General features: G+C 67.5%; 15 protein-coding genes. 9 read left to right on the forward strand and 6 right to left on the reverse strand.

Annotation, left to right across the window (positions count from 1 at the left end):
- Positions 1-48 precede the first annotated feature (48 nt).
- The 3 genes from AK36_RS28240 (at position 49) to AK36_RS28250 (ending at position 3278) form a co-directional block, all read left to right on the forward strand.
- The gene (locus tag AK36_RS28240; protein WP_224019696.1) at positions 49-528 is read left to right on the forward strand and encodes a hypothetical protein; all 480 of its coding nucleotides are present in this window, start codon (positions 49-51) and stop codon (positions 526-528) included.
- Positions 529-543: 15 nt separating this feature from the next.
- On the forward strand, positions 544-2247 hold the full coding sequence (locus AK36_RS28245; RefSeq protein WP_045579765.1) for a cyclic peptide export ABC transporter: 1704 nt from the start codon (positions 544-546) through the stop codon (positions 2245-2247).
- Positions 2248-2393: 146 nt separating this feature from the next.
- The gene (locus tag AK36_RS28250) at positions 2394-3278 is read left to right on the forward strand and encodes a helix-turn-helix transcriptional regulator (RefSeq protein ID WP_045579766.1); all 885 of its coding nucleotides are present in this window, start codon (positions 2394-2396) and stop codon (positions 3276-3278) included.
- A gap of 306 nt (positions 3279-3584) precedes the next feature.
- Here AK36_RS28250 and AK36_RS28255 read toward each other — a convergent pair whose 3' ends face one another.
- On the reverse strand, positions 3585-4388 hold the full coding sequence (locus AK36_RS28255; protein ID WP_014725956.1) for a helix-turn-helix transcriptional regulator: 804 nt from the start codon (positions 4386-4388) through the stop codon (positions 3585-3587).
- Between the two features lie 481 nt (positions 4389-4869).
- Here AK36_RS28255 and AK36_RS33535 point away from each other — a divergent pair, with 481 nt between their 5' ends.
- Both AK36_RS33535 and AK36_RS28260 read left to right on the forward strand, forming a co-directional pair.
- A complete protein-coding gene (locus AK36_RS33535) occupies positions 4870-5247 on the forward strand; it encodes a hypothetical protein (protein WP_126221133.1) in 378 nt (125 codons plus the stop codon).
- Positions 5248-5564: 317 nt separating this feature from the next.
- On the forward strand, positions 5565-7310 hold the full coding sequence (locus AK36_RS28260) for a cholesterol oxidase substrate-binding domain-containing protein (RefSeq protein ID WP_045579767.1): 1746 nt from the start codon (positions 5565-5567) through the stop codon (positions 7308-7310).
- A gap of 630 nt (positions 7311-7940) precedes the next feature.
- Here AK36_RS28260 and AK36_RS28265 read toward each other — a convergent pair.
- From AK36_RS28265 to AK36_RS28280, 4 genes are all read right to left on the reverse strand, one after another.
- A complete protein-coding gene (locus AK36_RS28265) occupies positions 7941-8393 on the reverse strand; it encodes a DoxX family protein (RefSeq protein ID WP_014725961.1) in 453 nt (150 codons plus the stop codon).
- A 1-nt stretch (position 8394) separates the two neighbouring features.
- Positions 8395-10284 (reverse strand): amidohydrolase, encoded by a 1890-nt coding sequence (locus tag AK36_RS28270; RefSeq protein ID WP_045579980.1) that lies wholly within the window; start codon positions 10282-10284, stop codon positions 8395-8397.
- Between the two features lie 19 nt (positions 10285-10303).
- Positions 10304-10471 (reverse strand): DUF1427 family protein, encoded by a 168-nt coding sequence (locus AK36_RS28275; RefSeq protein WP_014725963.1) that lies wholly within the window; start codon positions 10469-10471, stop codon positions 10304-10306.
- A gap of 165 nt (positions 10472-10636) precedes the next feature.
- Positions 10637-11323, reverse strand: a complete 687-nt coding sequence (locus tag AK36_RS28280) for a hydrolase (RefSeq protein ID WP_045579768.1) — start codon at positions 11321-11323, stop codon at positions 10637-10639.
- Positions 11324-11630: 307 nt separating this feature from the next.
- On the opposite strand from AK36_RS28280, the gene AK36_RS28285 reads away from it, so the two are divergent.
- Complete coding sequence (locus AK36_RS28285; RefSeq protein WP_045579769.1) at positions 11631-11897, forward strand: XapX domain-containing protein; 267 nt, start codon at positions 11631-11633, stop codon at positions 11895-11897.
- A gap of 317 nt (positions 11898-12214) precedes the next feature.
- On the opposite strand, the gene AK36_RS28290 is transcribed toward AK36_RS28285, so the two are convergent.
- The gene (locus tag AK36_RS28290; RefSeq protein ID WP_045579770.1) at positions 12215-13249 is read right to left on the reverse strand and encodes an AraC family transcriptional regulator; all 1035 of its coding nucleotides are present in this window, start codon (positions 13247-13249) and stop codon (positions 12215-12217) included.
- 142 nt (positions 13250-13391) lie between these two features.
- Here AK36_RS28290 and AK36_RS28295 point away from each other — a divergent pair, with 142 nt between their 5' ends.
- Genes AK36_RS28295 through AK36_RS28305 form a run of 3 tightly spaced genes read left to right on the forward strand, consistent with a single transcriptional unit; the run spans position 13392 to position 18985 of the window.
- A complete protein-coding gene (locus AK36_RS28295; protein ID WP_045579771.1) occupies positions 13392-14813 on the forward strand; it encodes a coniferyl aldehyde dehydrogenase in 1422 nt (473 codons plus the stop codon).
- Positions 14814-14838: 25 nt separating this feature from the next.
- Positions 14839-16548: a GMC family oxidoreductase gene (locus tag AK36_RS28300; protein ID WP_045579772.1), complete on the forward strand. Its 1710-nt coding sequence runs from the start codon at positions 14839-14841 to the stop codon at positions 16546-16548.
- A complete protein-coding gene (locus AK36_RS28305) occupies positions 16535-18985 on the forward strand; it encodes a flavin-containing monooxygenase (RefSeq protein WP_045579773.1) in 2451 nt (816 codons plus the stop codon). The genes AK36_RS28300 and AK36_RS28305 overlap by 14 nt, the downstream gene beginning before the upstream one ends.
- The last annotated feature ends 34 nt before the right edge of the window (positions 18986-19019 follow it).

Genomic DNA, 19019 nt, shown 5'->3' on the forward strand with positions numbered 1-19019 from the left:
CGCGTGCGCCGTTCGCAGCAATCCCTATCCCGACAGACTATGACGACCATGAAAATCACCACCGCCGACCATGAAGCGGCGTTCGTGCAGTCCGCACTCGATTCGCTCCACCGCGATCACAAGCTCGCCGAGGCCATTGCGCTGACCTTCGGGAAATGCGAATCGGCCGCCGACGTGATCGATCTGATTTTTCCGCTGATCACGAAGAAGCGGCGGGTCGATTACGTTCTCATGTACAGCATCGTGAGCAATCCGCGCACGCTGCTGCAGTTCCTTCGCGCGGCCGATTCGCGGCTGAGCCAGGCCGCCGCGTGGGCGCCCGCGTCGGTCGACGCGTCGTTGCGCGCCGCGGCCGCGGCGGCCGATCTCGGCTGGGACCGTGCGCAGCGCGTGCTGAAGTGCTGCGTGCTGTTCTCCGACTCGCCGCTCGAAATCGTCGCCAGCATCGCGTTCCTCGGCCGGCACGAAACCGCGTCGAGATTGCGGTCGGCGGCGCACAACGTCGAGCTGAGCCACCTGGTCAACTGAGCATATTGGCATCCCATGGATTTCGCTGAAAGCAAATCGCCGCCGTGGCATTCGGCCGTCACGCTGATGTGGCGCAGCCATCCGTGGCTGACGCTCGGCACGGTGCTGACGGGGCTGCTGAGCGGCGTCGCGTCGATCGTGGGCGTCGGCCTCATCAGCCGCGCGCTGCACGACCAGGACGAGCGACGCACGCTGCTGCTCGTGTTCATCGCGGTCAACGTCGTGGCGATCGTCTGCCGCAGCGGCGCTGCCGTGATGCCGTCCTATGCGTGCATGAAGCTGATGACGCGCCTGCGCGTCAACCTGTGCAAGCGGATCCTGGCGACCCCGCTCGACGAAATCGACCGGCGCGGCGCGCCGAACGTCCTGACGCTGCTCACCCAGGACATTCCGCAACTGAGCCAGACGCTGCTGACGATACCGACGATCATCGTTCAATCGGTCGTGCTGATCTGCAGCATCGTCTATCTCGCGTATCTGTCCTGGATCGTCTTCGCGTCGACGATGGTCCTGACGATCGTCGGCCTCGCGCTTTACCTGTTCTTCTACCGGAGGGCGGTCAATTTCACCGAGCGCGTTCGCGACGAGTTCGTGCGCTTCAACGAATACACGCACGGGCTCGTGTTCGGCATCAAGGAGCTCAAGCTCAACCGCGCGCGGCGGCGCTGGTTCACGCGTGCCGCGATCGAGCTGTCGTCGAAGCGCGTGGCCGGCTTCAATTACATCGAGCGCTTCTGGTTCATGGGCGGCGACACCATCGGCCAGATCACGGTGGCCGTGCTGCTCGGCTTCCTGCTGTTCGGCGTGCCGTCGCTCGGCGTCGTCGATCCGTCGGTGCTCACCGCGAGCATTCTCGCCGTGCTCTACATGATGGGTCCGCTGACCATGCTGATCAATATTCTGCCGATGGTGGCCGAGGGCAAGACGGCGCTCGCGCGGCTGGCGGAGTTCGGCTTCCTGGTCGACGACACGCAGGTCTCGCCCGCCGACCGCTCGCCCGAGCGTGCGCCGGAATCGTCATCGGCCGGCGCGTGGCGCGTCATCGAGCTGAAGGGCGTGAAGATGAACTACCGCGACAGCGAGTCGACGACCGACTTCGTGCTCGGCCCGATCGACATGACGATTCATGCCGGCGAGCTGGTCTACGTGATCGGCGGAAACGGCAGCGGCAAGAGCACCCTGGGCAAGGTGCTCAGCGGCCTGTATGCGCCCACCGAAGGCCACATCGCGCTCGATGGCGCAGTCGTCGACGACGATGCGCGGGAGCGCTACCGAAACCTGTTCTCCGCCGTCTTCACCGATTTCCATCTGTTCGACCGCGTGATCGGCCCCGATCGCGAGGACGAAGGCATCGCGCGTGCGCGCCGATACCTCGAGACGCTGAAGCTGGCTGACAAGATCACGATCGACGGCAAGCATTACTCGACGACGACCGCGCTGTCGACCGGGCAACGCAAGCGGCTCGCGCTGCTTTGCGCGTACATCGAGGATCGCCCGATCTATATCCTCGACGAATGGGCCGCCGATCAGGACCCCGTTTTCAAGCGGTTTTTCTACGAGGTGCTGGTGCCCGACCTGCGAGCGCGCGGCAAGTGCGTCGTCATCATCACGCATGACGACCAGTACTTCGGGCTGGCCGATCGCGTCATTCGCCTCGAGCGCGGCCGGATCTTCTCCGATACGGCGATGGAAACCGCGCGAGCCGAAGCGGCAGGATGAGCGGCGCGCCGGGCGCGCGCGTCGCCGTCGGCGGTTGATCGGCTGTCCCTGCTATCCGTTACAGACGCGGCCGCCGCCCGGTGCTTAAATCACGTCGGCATCCGTGCGCGCAAGCGCAGCTTCAACGTCTCATCAGGAATCCATTCATGGAGTTCAGCAGATTGTCCGCACACGTCGGCGAAGCGATCTCGAGCAGCGGGAGCCGACGCTTTCCCCGCATGATGTACAGCCTGATCTCGGCGGCGGTCCCCGTCGACGAGATTCGCATTTCGGAATTTTCGGTCGACGCCGCGCCCGCCGGCGAGCTCGCGATGCGCAGCCTCGGCGCCGCGCCCGACAAGACCGGCGCGGCAGGGGCCGGTCATGAAGCGCAGATGCCGCCGCAAGCGAGCGCGCGCCACGTGTACGTCGACGACCCGCCGGCCGGCCTCGGCGCGGCCCCCGCGCTGGTCGAGCGCATCGTCGCGCTGCTGTCGGCAAACGCATCGCCGCACGGCCGGCAATTCCATCTCGTGAGCCGCAAGCGCACGCACTGTTACGTGATCTCGTTGCATCGCGCCGAGACGGCGGACGATTTCTCGCCGCAGGAGCAGGACTTCATCAAGGAACTGTCGCACGTGCTGTTTCCGATCGTCGCGAGCCACGCGACGGCGCTGGGCTCGGCTCCGCCGTCACCGGCGCGGCTCGCCGCCGTTGCGCCGCCCGCGACGGAATCTGGCCGCGAGCGCGTCGCGCGGCGATTCGCCGACCGTCTGCGGCATGCCGGCGTCACGCTGTCGGCGCGCGAGATCGACGCGTGCACTGCGCTGCTGGCCGGCGACACGGTGGCCGCGATCGCGATGCGCTTGGCGCTGCGCGAAAGCACCGTCGAGACTTACCTGAAGCGGGCCGCGGTCAAGCTCGGCTTCGGCGGCCGTCATGGCCTGACGCGATGGATGCTGGACGAGACGGCCGGCGGCGCGACGGAAGCCGGCCTGGAGCGCACCGGCGGCGCGTGCCGCGACTGCGGGGCGTCGCGCCTCGGTACCTGAACGCTCGCGGGTAGGATGCGCGAGGGCCGTCGGTTACTCTGCGTGCGTTGAGCCCGGCGCCGCGCGCTGCTGCATGGCGGCCGCCGATGCAGGCGTCGTACGAACGCGTCACGTATCGCCACGGCGGCCGCGCTGTACGTCGATTCGTACGCCGGCTATCGTACATTCGGACTCAACCGCGCCGCAGCGCCGACCGACATCGTCACGGCTCTTGCTGCAACCGGCGTCGAAGCGGCCAAGCACATCCGCAATCGGGGCTCGCTCGGCCTTGCCGGCGATCGTCGTCGATCGCCGGCATGAACCGGATCACGCTGCCGACGCGTAGGTCGTGCAGTCGTCGATCATCCATTTCGTGAGCCCGTGCCGGCCGCTGATGCCGAGCTTCACCGCGGCGCGCTTGATGTACGTCTCCACCGTGCTTTCCTTCACGCCGAGCTCTTCGGCCAGTTCCCGCAGCATCTTGCCCGCGAGCAGGCCGAGGCACACTTCGCTTTCGCGAGCGGACAGCGCGACCGCCGCTCGCGCCAGCCTCGACTCGAACTCGTGCCGCAGCGCATCGACGCCCGGCAGGCCGCCGGTCGCGAGCGGCGCCGGCGCGCAGTCGCGCTCCCCGTGCCGGCGCGTCGACGCGTGCCATTCGACGAGCGGCAGCAGCGTATCGGCGAAATTCTTCAGGAACGACATTTCCCGCAACGAGAAGTCGTGATGCGATGCCGCGCGATGCAGCGAGATCACGTAGCGGCGGTTCGCCTTGCCCGACACCAGATGACACTGGAATCCATCGCATGCGCCGCGCGGCGGCGCGGCTTCGCTGCCGTGACCGTGCTGGCGCTGCGGGCTGATGTGGATGAGTTGCCGGTCGCTCGCGGACCGGATCCGGTTCAACAGCGGATGCGCCGGCTCGCGCTCGCCCTGCGCCGCCGCCGTGCCGAACGCGCCGAGCGACTGCACGTGCACCACTTCGCCGGCCGGCTTGTCGAGCGTCCATTCCGTCATTCGGGTAATGGCGAGCGGAACGGATTCGACCAGCAACGCATGCATGTCCGATGCGAATCGCTCGCTGCCGGCGCTCGAAATCACCTTCCCAAGCTTCGCGAATATCGCGACCATCTGACTCTCCTAGTTGTGCCTGCGTGACGACCGACGGCGCAATGTCCGCGTGCATCGGCGCGATTTGCTGCCGGTACTTGTCGACACGCATCGTTGCGCGCAGCCGCCGCGCTTACCGCGCCGTCGCCACACGTGTTGAAGGCCTAAATCGAAAAAACCGACGACGTTTCGAACGGGACGAGTTCCCCGCAAATCAAACAAAAATCGCAATCGAAAAATGAAACAATCATTTTCATTGAATTTGATCGGCATAAATACCCGCTGCGTATGATAGCCACGATTTTAGAAGTTTGCAGATGGCGTGATGGTGACTTCGTCGATTTTCGACCATCGAGAATACGAATTCAGCTTCCCCTACCGTCTGACACGCGAACGCAACATGAATCAACTCGATAAATCAATATCATTTTGCATTGAATTTCTGTAACAATCCGATGACGTCGGCATACCACGAATTCTCGCCATTCGACGTTCCCGGCAGTTGGAATATCAACCTTTGCCGCGCCGTTTTTCTTTTAACCGTATGGCTTCGCGTTCCGCATACCGTGCATTGTTGCGAATCCCTCAATGCTCGGCCGAATATGCGCGACGACAGGGCACAATTTATCGCGGCCGCCGGGCGGCCTCGTCCGACCGATTACCCCATTCGGCAATAAAAATCCACCTCGATAATATTTACGACGGTGTCGACGCCCGCGTTGCAAAATACCCACAAAATGCCACTCATTGTCTGCCGCAAACCCACCACATTGAAGCCGCGCAGTTCATCAACTCCGCGGCTTGCTCACGGATGGATAAATTGCTAATCTCGCCCGGCGATATAACGCATGTGCAGTCCAATTACCTTGAATTACGATAGCGTTTATTCAGAAAATCGAAACATGCCTATAAACATTCACGCCGCATCATCTTTTATCGCGCGCCGTTGCTGACGGCCGCCCGCCGCAATTAAAGATTCAATCGAAATACCGATATTCCCTCGGCCGAAGGATCGGTCGACGGCTCGTTGCAAAAGTCGTCCGAAAAATACTCGTTTCTCTCGTTGAACGCCCGTGACGATGCGCGCTCGCGCCACCTCGTTCGCGCATCACACGCGCTTGAAGTGCCACACCCGCCTCAACGCATCGATTGCCGTTTCTCCAATCACAAAACGCATCCGAAGAACTGGAGCACACGATGAATCAAGACTTCCGAGACGAACCCGCGCGCCGATCCTTCCTGGCCGACATGGCGAAGCTGGCGGCGGCCGGCGTCGTCGCCGGCTGGACCCCGCTCTATCAGATCGCCGCGCACGCGCAGTCGGCCGGCGCGACGCCGCCCGGCTTTCCGGCCGACGTGCCGCTTTACAAGCAGGCGTTCCAGAACTGGAGCGGCGAAGTTGCCGTGCAAGACGTGTGGACGGCCGCGCCGCGCTCGGCCGATGACGTCGTCGCGATCGTCAACTGGGCGCGCGCGAACGGCTACCGCGTCCGACCGCGCGGCTACATGCACAACTGGTCGCCGTTGACGCTGGATCCGGGCGCCGGCGCCGCCAATGTCGTGCTGCTCGACACGACGAAGTCGCTGACGACCGTATCCGTCGACACGTCGGCGCGTCCGGCGCGCGTCACCGCGCAAACGGGCGTGTCGCTGGAGAGCTTGCTCGCGACGCTCGAGCAATATGGCCTCGGCGTGATCGCCGCGCCTGCGCCCGGCGACATCACGCTCGGCGGCGCGCTCGCGATCGACGCGCACGGCACCGCGGTGCCGGCCGCCGGCGAAACGCTGCAGCCGGGCCATAGCTATGGGTCGCTGAGCAATCTCGTCGTCGCGCTGACGGCGGTCGTGTTCGATTCGGCGCGGCAGCAATACGCGCTGCGCCGGTTCGAGCGCAACGATCCCGAGATCGGCGCCTTCCTTGCGCATCTCGGGATGGCCTTCGTCGTCGACGTCACGCTGATCGCCGGGCCCAACCAGCGGCTGCGCTGCCAGAGCTTCGTCGACATTCCGGCTTCGGAGTTGTTCGCACCGGCCGGCACGGCCGGCCGCACGATCTCATCGTTGCTCGACCGCTCAGGCCGGATCGAAGCGATCTGGTTTCCGTTCACGAGCGCCCCGTGGCTCAAGGTCTGGACGCCGACGCCCAGCAAGCCGTTGTTGTCGCGCGCCGTCACGCAGCCGTACAACTATCCGTTCTCCGATTCGATCTCGCAGTCGATCTCGGATCTCGTGAAGCGGATCGTGATCGGCGGCGAAGCCTCGTTGACGCCGCTGTTCGGCCAGACGCAGTTCGCGGTGACGGCCGCCGGCCTCGCGCTCACGCTCAGTGCGGACCTCTGGGGCTGGTCGCGCACGGTGCTTCAGTACATCCGGCCGACGACGCTGCGCGTGACCGCGAACGGCTACGCCGTACTGGCGCGGCGCGCCGACGTGCAGCGCGTGATCGGCGAGTTCGTGCAGTTCTATCAGAACCGCATCGACGCGTACAAGGCACGCAACGAATATCCGATCAACGGCCCGGTCGAGATCCGCATCACCGGCCTCGACCAGCCGGCCGACGTCGGCGCTGCAGCGGTGGCGCCGACGCTGTCCGCGCTCACGCCGCGCCCCGATCACCCGGAATGGGACGTCGCCGTCTGGTTCGACATTCTGACGTTGCCCGGCACGCCCGGCGCCGACCGCTTCTATCGCGAGATCGAGCAATGGATGCTGGCCAACTACACGGGTTCGTATGCGATGCTGCGCCCCGAATGGTCGAAGGGCTGGGGCTACACCGACACCGCCGCGTGGCAGGACGGCACCATGCTGTCCGTCACGATCCCGCGCCTGTATCGCGACGGTCAGCCAACGACAAGCAACTGGGACGCCGCGCGGGCAACGCTCGCGCGCTACGACCCGCAGCGGATCTTTCGCGCGCCGCTGCACGACCGGTTGATGCCGTAGCGAACCGTGCGGCTGCGGGTTCGCCCGATGCAACGGAGCCGATGCCGATTGCGGCGCGCGAGCCGGGCCTGTTCCGCGCATAGTGGACGGCCGGTTCGGTGCGCCGCGGGGTGACGACTGGGCTCGCGGCACGCGGCCGTCGGCGCGTGTCCGAGCGGCCTCGCAGCCCGCTGTAAAAATCGACGCAGCGGCGATCGCGCCGATGCCCAGGCTCGCGTGGGTCGACCGATTCGGTTCGCTCGTCACGGTGTCGCGCACACGCGCCGTGAATCGTCGGCGGGACGATCGCGCGTCGCGCCGTTCGCGCTTGACGAGGTTCGTAAGCGGAATCGAAACGATGGGAGAGATTGCGGACGACGAGCCGACGTCGCGCGGGCGCGTCGCATGCGCTGCATCGATGAACGCAGCGCGTACCGTACCGTGGATACGGCGAGCGCCGGGCGATACGCAACCTGCGCGTACCGCCCGGCGTTGCCCGTTCCGACGGCTGCTGGCTTCGCCTTCGATCAGCAGATCGATCTGCGTGCGAACACAGAGACGCCCTGTCTCGTCACGCCCACTTCGGCTACCGCACGCTTGCTCGTTCCAAAATCGGCGTCGCCGCGCATGCTCGCCGCGGCGGCCGCATCTTCATCGAACGGACGCGTCGGCGTCGGCCTGGCGGCGCGTATTGCCGAGCACGGCGACGAGCACCAGCCCGCCGATCAGCCCGAGATGCTCGAAGAACGCGTTGAGCGCCATGAAGCGCGCGGCGCCCGACATGTTCCAGAAGTCGGCGGCCACCAGCATCGCGACGAGCGTCAACACGCCGAGGCCACCGGCGCCGAGCCACGTGAAGCGCCGGGACAACACGCACAGCGGCCCGCCGATCTCGACCACGATCGCCATCGCGGCCCAGACGGGCCCGGGATGCAGGCCGAAGTGCGCCTGCTCCGCGGCAGCTGCATTGAAGTCGAGCAGCTTGTAAATGCCCGCGATCAGATACGCGGACACCAGCGCGGCGCGCGCGACCGGCAGCACCCACCGCTGCGACAGCAGTGCGCCGACCCAGGCCGGACAGTCGTAAGCCGCACGTGCCGTCATCTCAGATCGCCCAGCACGAGCATCCGAACGCGCCCCAGAAGCCCTTCGCGTCGGACGTCGGCAACGCGCTGCCCCATGCGCCCGCGTGCGCATGCTGGTGAACGTTGCATTCGTTCGCGCAGCCGCACATCGCGGCGGCCGCCGCGCGTTGCAGCGGCGCACCGGCGCGCTGCGTCGCGCCCCAGCCGCCGTAGCCGCCGAACTCGCGCACCGGCGACCAATCGGGCATCGCCGGCGGGATCGGCGCGTCGTGCGACTCGAACGGCCCCGCACCCCAGACGATCTTGCCGTCGACCACCGTCAGCAACGCAGTCGTGGCGGCGATATCGTCCTCCGCGCACGCGAAGAAATCGCGATCCGGGACCACGAGGTCGGCAAGCTGCCCCACCGCGATGTGCCCTTTCTTGCCTTCTTCGTTCGAGAACCACGTCACGTACTCGGTCCACATCCGCAGTGCGGTTTCGCGATCGAGCAGGTTGCGCTGCGGATACATCCTGAGGCCGCCGACCGTCTTGCCCGTCACGAGCCACGCGAGCGATACCCACGGGTTGTACGACGCCACGCGCGTCGCGTCGGTGCCGGCCGACACCTTCAGCCCCTTGCCGAGCATCTTCGCGACCGGCGGCGTCGCCTCGGCAGCTTGCGCGCCGTAGCGCTCGACGAAGTATTCGCCCTGATACGCCATCCGGTGCTGCACCGCGATGCCGCCGCCGAGCGCGGCGATCCGGTCCATCGATTTCTCGGTGATGGTTTCCGCGTGATCGAAGAACCAGTTCAGCCCTTCGAGCGGGATGTCCTTGTTGACCTTCTCGAACACGTCGAGCGCGCGGCTGATCGTTTCGTCATAGGTCGCGTGCATGCGCCACGGCCAGCGGTTCTCCGCGAGCACGCGCACGACGCCTTCGAGGTCGTCCTCCATCTGCGCGGGCAGGTCCGGGCGCGCCACGCGGAAGTCTTCGAAGTCGGCCGCGGAAAACGCCAGCATCTCGCCGGCGCCGTTGTTGCGGAAGTAGTCGGTTCCGTCGTGATACTTGACGCTCTTGGTCCAGTTCACGAAGTCTTCCTTCTCGGCGTTCGGCTTCTGCGTGAACAGGTTGTACGCGATGCGGATCGTCATCTCGCCGGCGTCGTGCAGCTTGCGGATCACCTCGTAGTCTTCCGGGTAATTCTGCGAGCCGCCGCCCGCGTCGATCACGCCCGTGACGCCCAGCCGGTTCAGTTCGCGCATGAAATGGCGCGTCGAATTGTATTGATACTCGAACGGCAGCTTCGGCCCCTTCGCGAGCGTCGCGTAGAGGATCGTCGCGTTCGGGTTCGCGAGCAGCAGGCCGGTCGGGTTGCCCGCGGCATCGCGCAGGATGGTGCCGCCCGGCGGCTCCGGCGTGTCCTTCGTATAGCCGACGACACGCAGCGCCGCCGCGTTCAGCAGCGCGCGATCGTACAGGTGCAGGATGAACACCGGCGTGTCCGGCGCGACTGCATTGAGTTCGTCGATCGTCGGCAGGCGCTTCTCGACGAACTGATGCTCGGTGAAGCCGCCGACCACGCGCACCCACTGCGGCGCGGGCGTCACGGCCACCTGGCGCTTGAGCATCTCCATCGCGACGGCGAGCGACGGCACGCCGTCCCAGCGCAGCTCCATGTTGTAGTTCAGTCCGCCACGAATCACGTGGCAATGGTTGTCGATCAGGCCGGGCAGCACGCCGCGGCCGCCGAGATCGACCACCTTCGTCGCGCGGCCCGCGAGCGGCATCACATCCGCGTCGCTGCCGACGGCGACGAAGCGGCCGGCGGCAATTGCGACCGCGGTCGCGATGGGGTTCGCGCGGTCGAGGGTCGTGAATCGCCCGTTATGCAGGATCAGATCCGGTTGGGTCACGGTTGCGGTCATGTGCATCACCTCTTGATGATCAGAAGCCAAACAGCTGTTTGACGGTGGGCAAGGCCTGCACGCCGATCAGCATGCCGAGCAACCCGACCAGCGCAATCAGCGGCGGTGCGGGAGAGCGAACCTTGATGGCGCTGTAAATCACACCGATCAGCAGGCCCGCACCAAGCGAAACCAGATAGGGTTCCATGCGATAAATCTCCCGGAGAATGTCGAACGCGGCGGCGGTGTGCCGGCCCGCATGCCGCGCGCGGCATGCGTGACGCGCTCACGTGCGCCCGCGCGGCAATGGCCGCTGCGGCGGGTTCGCATGGAACCCGCCGCAGCGGCCGCGACGGTCGTAACCCGTCTGCGCTTACTTCGCCGGAACCGGCGGGATCGACTCGTGCGGCGTCGCGGTGCGCGGCGCGCTCTTGTGGACCATCGTGTATGCGTAGTCGACGCCCATCCCGTACGCGCCCGAATGCTCCTTGGCGATCGCCATCACCGCGTCATACGTTTCGCGGCGCGCCCAGTCGCGTTGCCATTCGAGCAGCACCTGCTGCCACGTGACCGGCACCACGCCGGCCTGCACCATGCGCTGCATCGCGACGTCGTGCGCGGCTTGCGACGTGCCGCCCGATGCGTCGGACACCATGTAGATTTCGTAGTCGCCTTCGAGCATCGCGCACAGCGCGAAGGTCGTGTTGCAGACTTCGGTCCACAGGCCCGACACGACCACCTTCTTGCGGCCGTTGGCGGCCAGTGCGTCGCGCACTTTCTGGTCGTCCCACGAGTTCATCGACGTGCGTTCGAGCGTCTTCTGGTTCGGGAACACGTCGAGCAGTTCCGGATACGTGTGGCCCGAGAAGCTGTCGCTTTCGACGGTCGTGATCGTGGTCGGGATGTTGAAGACCTTCGCGGCCTTCGCGAGGCCGACGACGTTGTTCTTCAGCGTCTGGCGATCGATCGATTGCACGCCGAACGCCATCTGCGGCTGCTGGTCGATGAAGATCAGCTGGCTGTTGTGCGGAGTCAGTACTTCAAGCTTCGGGTTGCTCATGGCGATGATGTCCTTTGACGCGGAGAAATGTGAGGCTTGCCCCGCCGACGAATCTGCGAGGCGTCCGATGCGTTGTGTCGAGCGGTTCGACAGTCAACGCGCACCATTTCAGCGGCAAGCAGCCGACTACGCCAGTTAATCGTTCTGATTATCTCGACCAGCGATATTCAGGCTTAAAAGATCTGAATTTCAATGAAAGCACATGGGACGAACGCGAAGACCTGATAGGCTGATTCGAGACTTTCGGATCGCCGCCGAACCGGTCGCGATCGCCATTTCAACACGCTGTCCGTCACGTTCCATTGCCATGAAACCGTACGCTGCTTCACTTCTCGCCGGTATTCTCGCCGGCGTCGTCTACGCGCTGATCGGCGTGCCGTCTCCGGCGCCGCCTACCATCGCGCTGGCCGGCTTGCTGGGCATTCTGGCGGGCGAACAGATTCTTCCCGTCGCGCGGCGGATGATCGGCGGCATTCGGCTCGGGACCGCGTGGCGCGAGGCGAAGTGCAGTCAGCACATGTTCGGTGCGCTGCCGGGCGGTCATGCGGCGGATGCTGGGGCGAAGCGCGATTGATGGCAGGACAGCCGGCTTGCGTGAGATCCCGGCGAGGTCTGCAAACGGCCGTCGGATTTGGACGTGAAGCGTTGCCGCATGCGGCTCTGAGCCGAGACCGCCGGCTTTTGCACGAAACGGACGATTGACGATTGACGCGCCTCGACGGTGTCGCGGCGCACACCGTCACGACGTCACGTTCTGCGCGCCAAGCTCGCCAAGCAAGCAGCCGGCTGCTTGCCCATCCCAACAGCAGCGCAACCGCTGGGCATTCGCCGGCGCCACCGTCGAACCACCTGTCGGCGAGCGATCGACGAATCCGCGCACGCCGCCCCCCCTCATCCCCCCGCCCCACCGCCTCCCCGCACCCCGCTCCGATAAGCCCCCGGCGGCACCCCATACCAGCGCTTGAACGCCTGCGAAAAGCTCGATAAATCGCTGAAGCCGAGCCGTTCGGCCACTTCGGTCAGCGGCAGATGCGCGTCGCCGAGCAGCGCCTCGGCCATCGCGCCGCGGGCCTCGGCCAGCAGCGTACGGAACGTCGTGCCCTCCTCCTGCAGCCGGCGCTTCAGCGTGCGCGGGCTCGTGTTCATCAGCCGTGCGATGTCGTCGAGCGAAAACGGCACGTTGCCGGGCGTCGCGGTCAGATACTGCCGCACCATCTCCGCCGTGCCAATCCGGGCACGCCGCGCATCGAGCAGATGCGCGCACATCTGCTCGCACATCGAAACGGTCAGCGGATTCGCATGCGGCAATGGACGGTCCAGAAACGTGCGATCGAACCCGAGGCTGTTCGCCCGCGCGCCGAATACCGGTTCGATGCCGGCAATGCGCGGCGCGGCGCCACTCGGCGCGCTCGCCGCCTGCATCGTGAAGCGCGACAACCTGAAATCGCCGCCGCCGATTTCCTGCAGCAGCACGGCAGCGGCCGCCATGTCGCGCTCGACGAGGAAACGGCTCAGATCGGCCTCGAGCTCCGGCGCACCGAAATTCAGCACGCCCGAATGCGGCTCCTCGCGGTACGTGATCACCGTGTACGCATACGTGAGCGGCAGGAAGCGCATCGCGAGCGCCAGCGCGTCGCGCGCGGTCGCGCTCGCGATCAGCCCATAGCCCCACACGCCGTACGCGGAGAAGTGATAGCGCTGCCCGGCCTCGAACCCCAGGCCCGGCGCACGCCCGAGCGCGCGCACCAGGTTGCCGGTCAGCCGCAGTTCCTGCGCGGCCGTCACCTCGGCGTTGGGATCGTCGAGCTGCGCGTCAGCGAGGCCCGTGCCGGCCAGCAGCCTTGCATGCGGCACGCCCCGTTCGTCGCCGAAATCGACCAGCAGCCGTGCGCTGGCCGGACTCCGGGTGAAGTCCCAGAAGCTCATGCGGAGAAACCCTCGAAGCGCCGATTTGGCCCAAATACTAAAACAATTGTCCCGAACCAGCATTGGTGTTTTCCCATGCGGCCCGCACCATCGGCGTCATCAGTCGTCGCCCGAACGACGCCAACACCCCGGAGGAGACACCATGCGACCGAGTCGCCCACCCGAGCTCGCCGCCCGCTTCGAACGCCAGCGCGCCGCCTATGCGCGCGATCCCGCGCCGCCGCTCGCGATCCGCCTGTCGCGGCTCGACCGTCTGCGCGCGCTGCTCGATACGCATGAAGCCGCGCTCGTGCAGGCGATCGACGCCGATTTCGGCGGACGCTCCGCGCACGAGACGCAGCTCGCCGAACTGTTCGTGGTCCGTAGCGGCCTGCGCCATGCGCGCGCGCACCTGCGGCAGTGGATGCGCGAGCGCCGCGTGCCGACCGCCGCGCATTTCCGGCCGGGCTACAACCGGATCGCGCCGCAACCGCGCGGTGTCGTCGGCGTGATGGCGCCGTGGAACTATCCGCTGCAGCTCGCGCTCGGGCCGGCGGTCGCCGCGCTCGCCGCCGGCAACCGCGTGCTGGTCAAGCCGTCCGACCTGACGCCGCGGCTGTCGGCCCTGCTCGAATCGCTCGTCGCCGACGCGTTCGATGTGGACGAACTCGCCGTCGTCACCGGCGACGTCGACACCGCGAAGGTGTTCGCGCGCCTGCCGTTCGACCATCTGTTCTTCACCGGCTCGACCGCGGTCGGGCGCGACGTCGCGCAGGCCGCGGCCGCGAACCTGACGCCGGTCACGCTGGAACTGGGCGGCAAGTCGCCGGCGATCGTCGACCCGTCGTGCGATCTGGCGCACGCGGCCGCGCGCATCGCGTTCGGCAAGCTGCTCAACGCCGGCCAGACCTGCATCGCGCCCGACTATCTGCTGGTGCCGGCCGGCACCGCCGAGACCGTCGCGGCACGCGTGGCGGACGCGATCGCGCATCACTACCCGACGCTCGCCGCCAATCCCGACTACACGTCGATCATCGCCGCCACGCCTCGCGACCGCCTCGCGGCGCTCGTCGACGACGCGCGCGCCGGCGGCGCACGCGTGCGCGAAGTGAACCCGGCAGGCGAACGCTTCGCTGCCGGCTCGCGCAAGTTCGCGCCGACCCTCGTGCTGGACGCGCGCGACACGATGCGCGTGATGCGCGAGGAGATCTTCGGCCCGGTGCTGCCGATCGTCGAATACGCGGATCTCGACGATGCGATCGACCGCGTGAACCGCGGCCCGCGCCCGCTCGCGCTGTACTGGTTCGGCCGCGACGCCGCGCGGCGCGATCGCGTGCTGCGCGAGACGGTGTCGGGCGGCGTCACGGTGAACGACTGCCTGTGGCATCTCGCGCAGGAGCACCAGCCGTTCGGCGGCGTCGGCGCGAGCGGCATCGGCGCCTATCACGGCAAATGGGGCTTCGATACGTTCAGCCACCACAAGCCCGTGTTCCATCAGGCGCGCCGCAGCGGCACCGCGCTGTTCCATCCGCCGTACGGCAAGACCTTCGATCTGCTGCTGCGCGTGCTGACGCGCTTCGCGTGACCATCGACCACTGGGAGACGATTCCATGAGCAGGACTTTCGACTACATCGTCGTCGGCGGCGGTTCGGGCGGCTGCGTCGCCGCGGGACGGCTGACCGAGGACCCTTCCGTGACCGTCTGCGTGCTGGAGGCCGGCGGCCGCGGCGACGACGCGCTCGTCAACGTGCCGACCGGCGCGGTCGCGATGCTGCCGACGCGCGTGAACAACTGGGCGTTCGACACCGTGCCGCAGTCTGGGCTCGGCGGACGCATCGGCTACCAGCCGCGCGGCAAGGCGCTCGGCGGCTCGTCCGCGATCAACGCGATGGTGTACGTGCGCGGCCATCGCGTCGACTACGACGGCTGGGCCGCGCTCGGCAACGAGGGCTGGGCCTACGACGACGTGCTGCCTTACTTCCGGCTCAGCGAACACAACGAATGCTTCGACGACGCGTTTCACGGCCGCGACGGCCCGCTGTGGGTCAGCGACCTGCGTACCGGCAACCCGTTCCATGCGCGCTATCTCGAAGCGGCGCGACAGGCCGGGCTGCCGCTCACCGACGACTTCAACGGCGCGCAGCAGGAAGGCATCGGCCTCTACCAGGTCACGCAGAAGCACGGCGAGCGATGGAGTGCGGCGCGCGCGTATCTGCTGCCGCACGTCGGCCGCCGCGACAACCTGAGCGTCGAGACGCACGCGCAGGTGCTGCGCATCCTGTTCGACGGGACGCGCGCAACGGGCGTCGAGGTGCGGCAGCACGGCGAGGTGCGCACCTTGCGGGCCCGGCGCGAGGTCGTGCTCGCGGCCGGCGCGCTGCAGACGCCGCAACTGCTGATGCTGTCGGGCGTCGGCCCGGCCGATGAACTGCAGCGGCTCGGCATTCCGGTGCGCGTCGATCTGCCGGGCGTCGGCCGCAACCTGCAGGACCATCCGGACTTCGTCCTCGGCTACCGCACCCGCGGTGTCGACACGATGGGCGTGTCCGCGCGCGGCGCGCTGCGCCTGCTGCGCGAATTCGCGCGCTTTCGGCGCGAGCGGCGCGGCATGCTGACGTCCAATTTCGCCGAAGGCGGCGGCTTCCTGACGACCCGCGCCGGCCTCGCCGCGCCCGACATCCAGCTGCACTTCGTGGTCGCGCTGGTCGACGATCATGCGCGCCGGCACCATGCCGGCCACGGGCTGTCGTGCCACGTGTGCCTGCTGCGCCCGCGCAGCCGCGGCACGGTCACGCTGCACAGCGCCGATCCGCTCGCGGCGCCGCGCATCGATCCGGCGTTCTTCGCCGATCCGCGCGACCTCGACGACATGGTCGCCGGCTTCCGGCTCACGCGCCGTTTGATGGAAGCGCCGGCGCTGGCCGACTGGACCACGCGCGACGTGTTCACCGCCAACGTGAGCACCGACGACGAGATCCGCGACGTATTGCGGCGCCGCACCGATACCGTCTATCACCCGGTCGGCACCTGCCGGATGGGACGCGACGCGCTCGCCGTCGTCGATCCGCAACTGCGCGTGCATGGCGTCGACGGGCTGCGAATCGTCGATGCGTCGGTGATGCCGACGCTGATCGGTGGCAATACCAATGCGCCGACGATCATGATCGCCGAGAAGGCGGTCGACCTGATCCGCGGCGTGCGCCGCGTGCCCGCGCGGCCGTCCATCGACACCGCATCCGAAACCGCCGCCCCATTGTGCCCGTCCTGCACCTCGGACGCGGCCCACCACCCGGAGGAAAACCGTCATGTCGTCGCCTGAAACGTCACGTCCCGCCGAAGCGAGCGCACCGCTCGCGGCCATCGTCATCGGCGCCGGCTTCGCCGGCATCGGCATGGCTGTCGCGCTGCAACGCGCCGGCATACACGACTTCGTGATCGTCGAGCGTTCGCACGACGTCGGTGGCGTGTGGCGCGACAACCGCTACCCCGGCGCCGCATGCGACGTGCCTTCGCATCTGTACTCGTTCTCGTTCGAGCCGAACGCGAACTGGTCGCGCGTGTTCGCACCGCAACCGGAGATTCATGCGTACCTGCAGCATTGCGCGCGCAAGTACGGGCTGGCACGCCATCTGCGCTTCGGCGCCGAGGTCGAGCACGCACGCTATGACGAAGCCGGTGCGTTGTGGCGCGTCGCGCTCGCCGACGGCACGACGCTCAGCGCCGCCGTGCTGATCAGCGGCACCGGCCAGTTGAGCCGGCCGGCGCTGCCCAAACTGCCCGGCATCGATACGTTCCGCGGCCGCGCGTTCCACTCCGCGCAATGGGATCGCGACTATCCGCTCGCGGGCAAGCGCGTGGCGGTAGTGGGCACCGGCGCATCGGCGATCCAGTTCGTGCCGGCGATCGCCGGCGACGTCGCGCGGCTGCTCGTGTTCCAGCGTTCGCCGGCCTACGTGCTGCCGCGCCCGGATCGACCGTATCGCCGCTGGGAACGCACGCTGTTTCGCCGCTTGCCGGGGGCGATGAAGCTGCATCGCGCGTCGATCTACCTGCGTTACGAATCGCGCGCGATCGCCTTCACGCGGCTGCACGGGCTGATGGACTTCGCGGTCGGCCGGCCGTTCCGGAAGCTGCTCGCACGCGACGTGCGCGACCCTGCGCTGCGCAGCAAGCTCACGCCCGACTATCCGATCGGCTGCAAGCGGATCCTGCTGTCGAGCGACTACCTCGCCGCGCTCGGACGCGACAACGTCGAGCTCGTCACGCGGGGCATCCGCCGCGTGACCGAAACGGGCATCGAGACCGACGACGGCGTTCACCATCAAGTCGATGCGATCGTCTACGGCACCGGTTTTGCCGCGACCGAATTCCTGTCGCCGATGCGCATCACCGGTCGCGACGGGCTCGACCTGAACGACGCGTGGCGGCGCGGCGCGCAGGCGTATCTGGGCGTCACCGTGCCGGGCTTTCCGAACTTCTTCATGCTGTACGGCCCGAACACGAACCTCGGCCACAACTCGATCGTCTACATGCTCGAAAGCCAGATCGCGCACGTGATGCGCTGCCTCCGCGCGATGCAGCGCGACGGCGCGAGCGCGATCGACGTCGACCCGCGCCGCTACCGCCGCTACAACGCGCACGTGCAACAACGGCTCGAAGGCTCGGTGTGGAGCGGCTGCAAGAGCTGGTACGTCGACGCGTCGGGCCACAACAGCACGAACTGGCCCGGCTTCACGCTCAGCTACCGCTGGATCACGCGCTTCACCGGCCTGTCCGCGTATCGCTTCTCGCGACCGCTGGCCGGCGACACCGCGCCGACACAGGCGGTCGTCGTCGCGCCGCCTGCCGGGCGCGTGGAAGCGCTGGCCGCAGCGTCGTTGCGCGGTTTCCTGCGCGCTGCGTTCCGGCCGCTGATCGGGCCGCCGTTCGGCGCGCGCGTGCAGCGCCGCGTCGTCGCGATGCTGTCGCCGCTGATGCCCGGCGCGGGCGGCACGCTGCGCTACCGGACGGCTGCCGCCGGCGTGCCGGTCGAAGTGATCGCGCCGAAACGTGGCGACGCCGGCGGCGTGATCCTCTACCTGCATGGCGGCGCCTTCTGCGTCGGCAGCCCGCGTACGCATCGCAGCGTGACGACGCGCCTCGCGGCCGAAGCCGGGCTGCCGGTGTGGGCGCCCGACTACCGGCTCGCGCCCGAGCATCCGAGCCCGGCGGCCGTCGACGACGCGCTGGCCGCGTACGAGGCGTTGCGCGCGCAGGGCTACGCGCCGCACCGCATCGTGATCGCCGGCGATTCGGCCGGCGGCGCGCTCGCACTGGCGCTCGCCATGGCGCTGCGCGAGCGCGGCGAGCCGGCCGCGGCCGCGCTGCTGCTGATCTCGCCCGTGACCGACGCGGCGCTCGGCGGCGCCACGCTCGCCTCGCGCCGCCACGACGATCCGATGATCCGCCGCGGCTGGCTCGAACAGGGGCTGCGCTGGTATCACGGCGCGGGCGCCGGCGCGTCGCGTGGCCCGCTCGACGCCGACCTGCGCGGGCTGCCGCCGATGCTGGTGCAGGTCGGCGATCAGGAGGTGCTGCTGTCGGACGCCCAGCGGCTCGCCGCGCATGCGCGCGCATGCGGCGTGCCGTGCCGGCTCGAGATTCATGCCGCGCGCTGGCATGTGTTTCATCTGCAGGCGTTCTATCTGCAATCGGCGCGCTACGCGTTGCGGACGCTGGCCGGATTCGCCGCGCAGCGCGTTGCCGCGCCGGTGTAGTGTTGCTTGCTGCGGCGATGCTTGACGAGCCTGG

This window comes from Burkholderia vietnamiensis LMG 10929 (assembly GCF_000959445.1).
In the GTDB taxonomy this organism is placed as follows: Bacteria; Pseudomonadota; Gammaproteobacteria; order Burkholderiales; family Burkholderiaceae; genus Burkholderia; species Burkholderia vietnamiensis.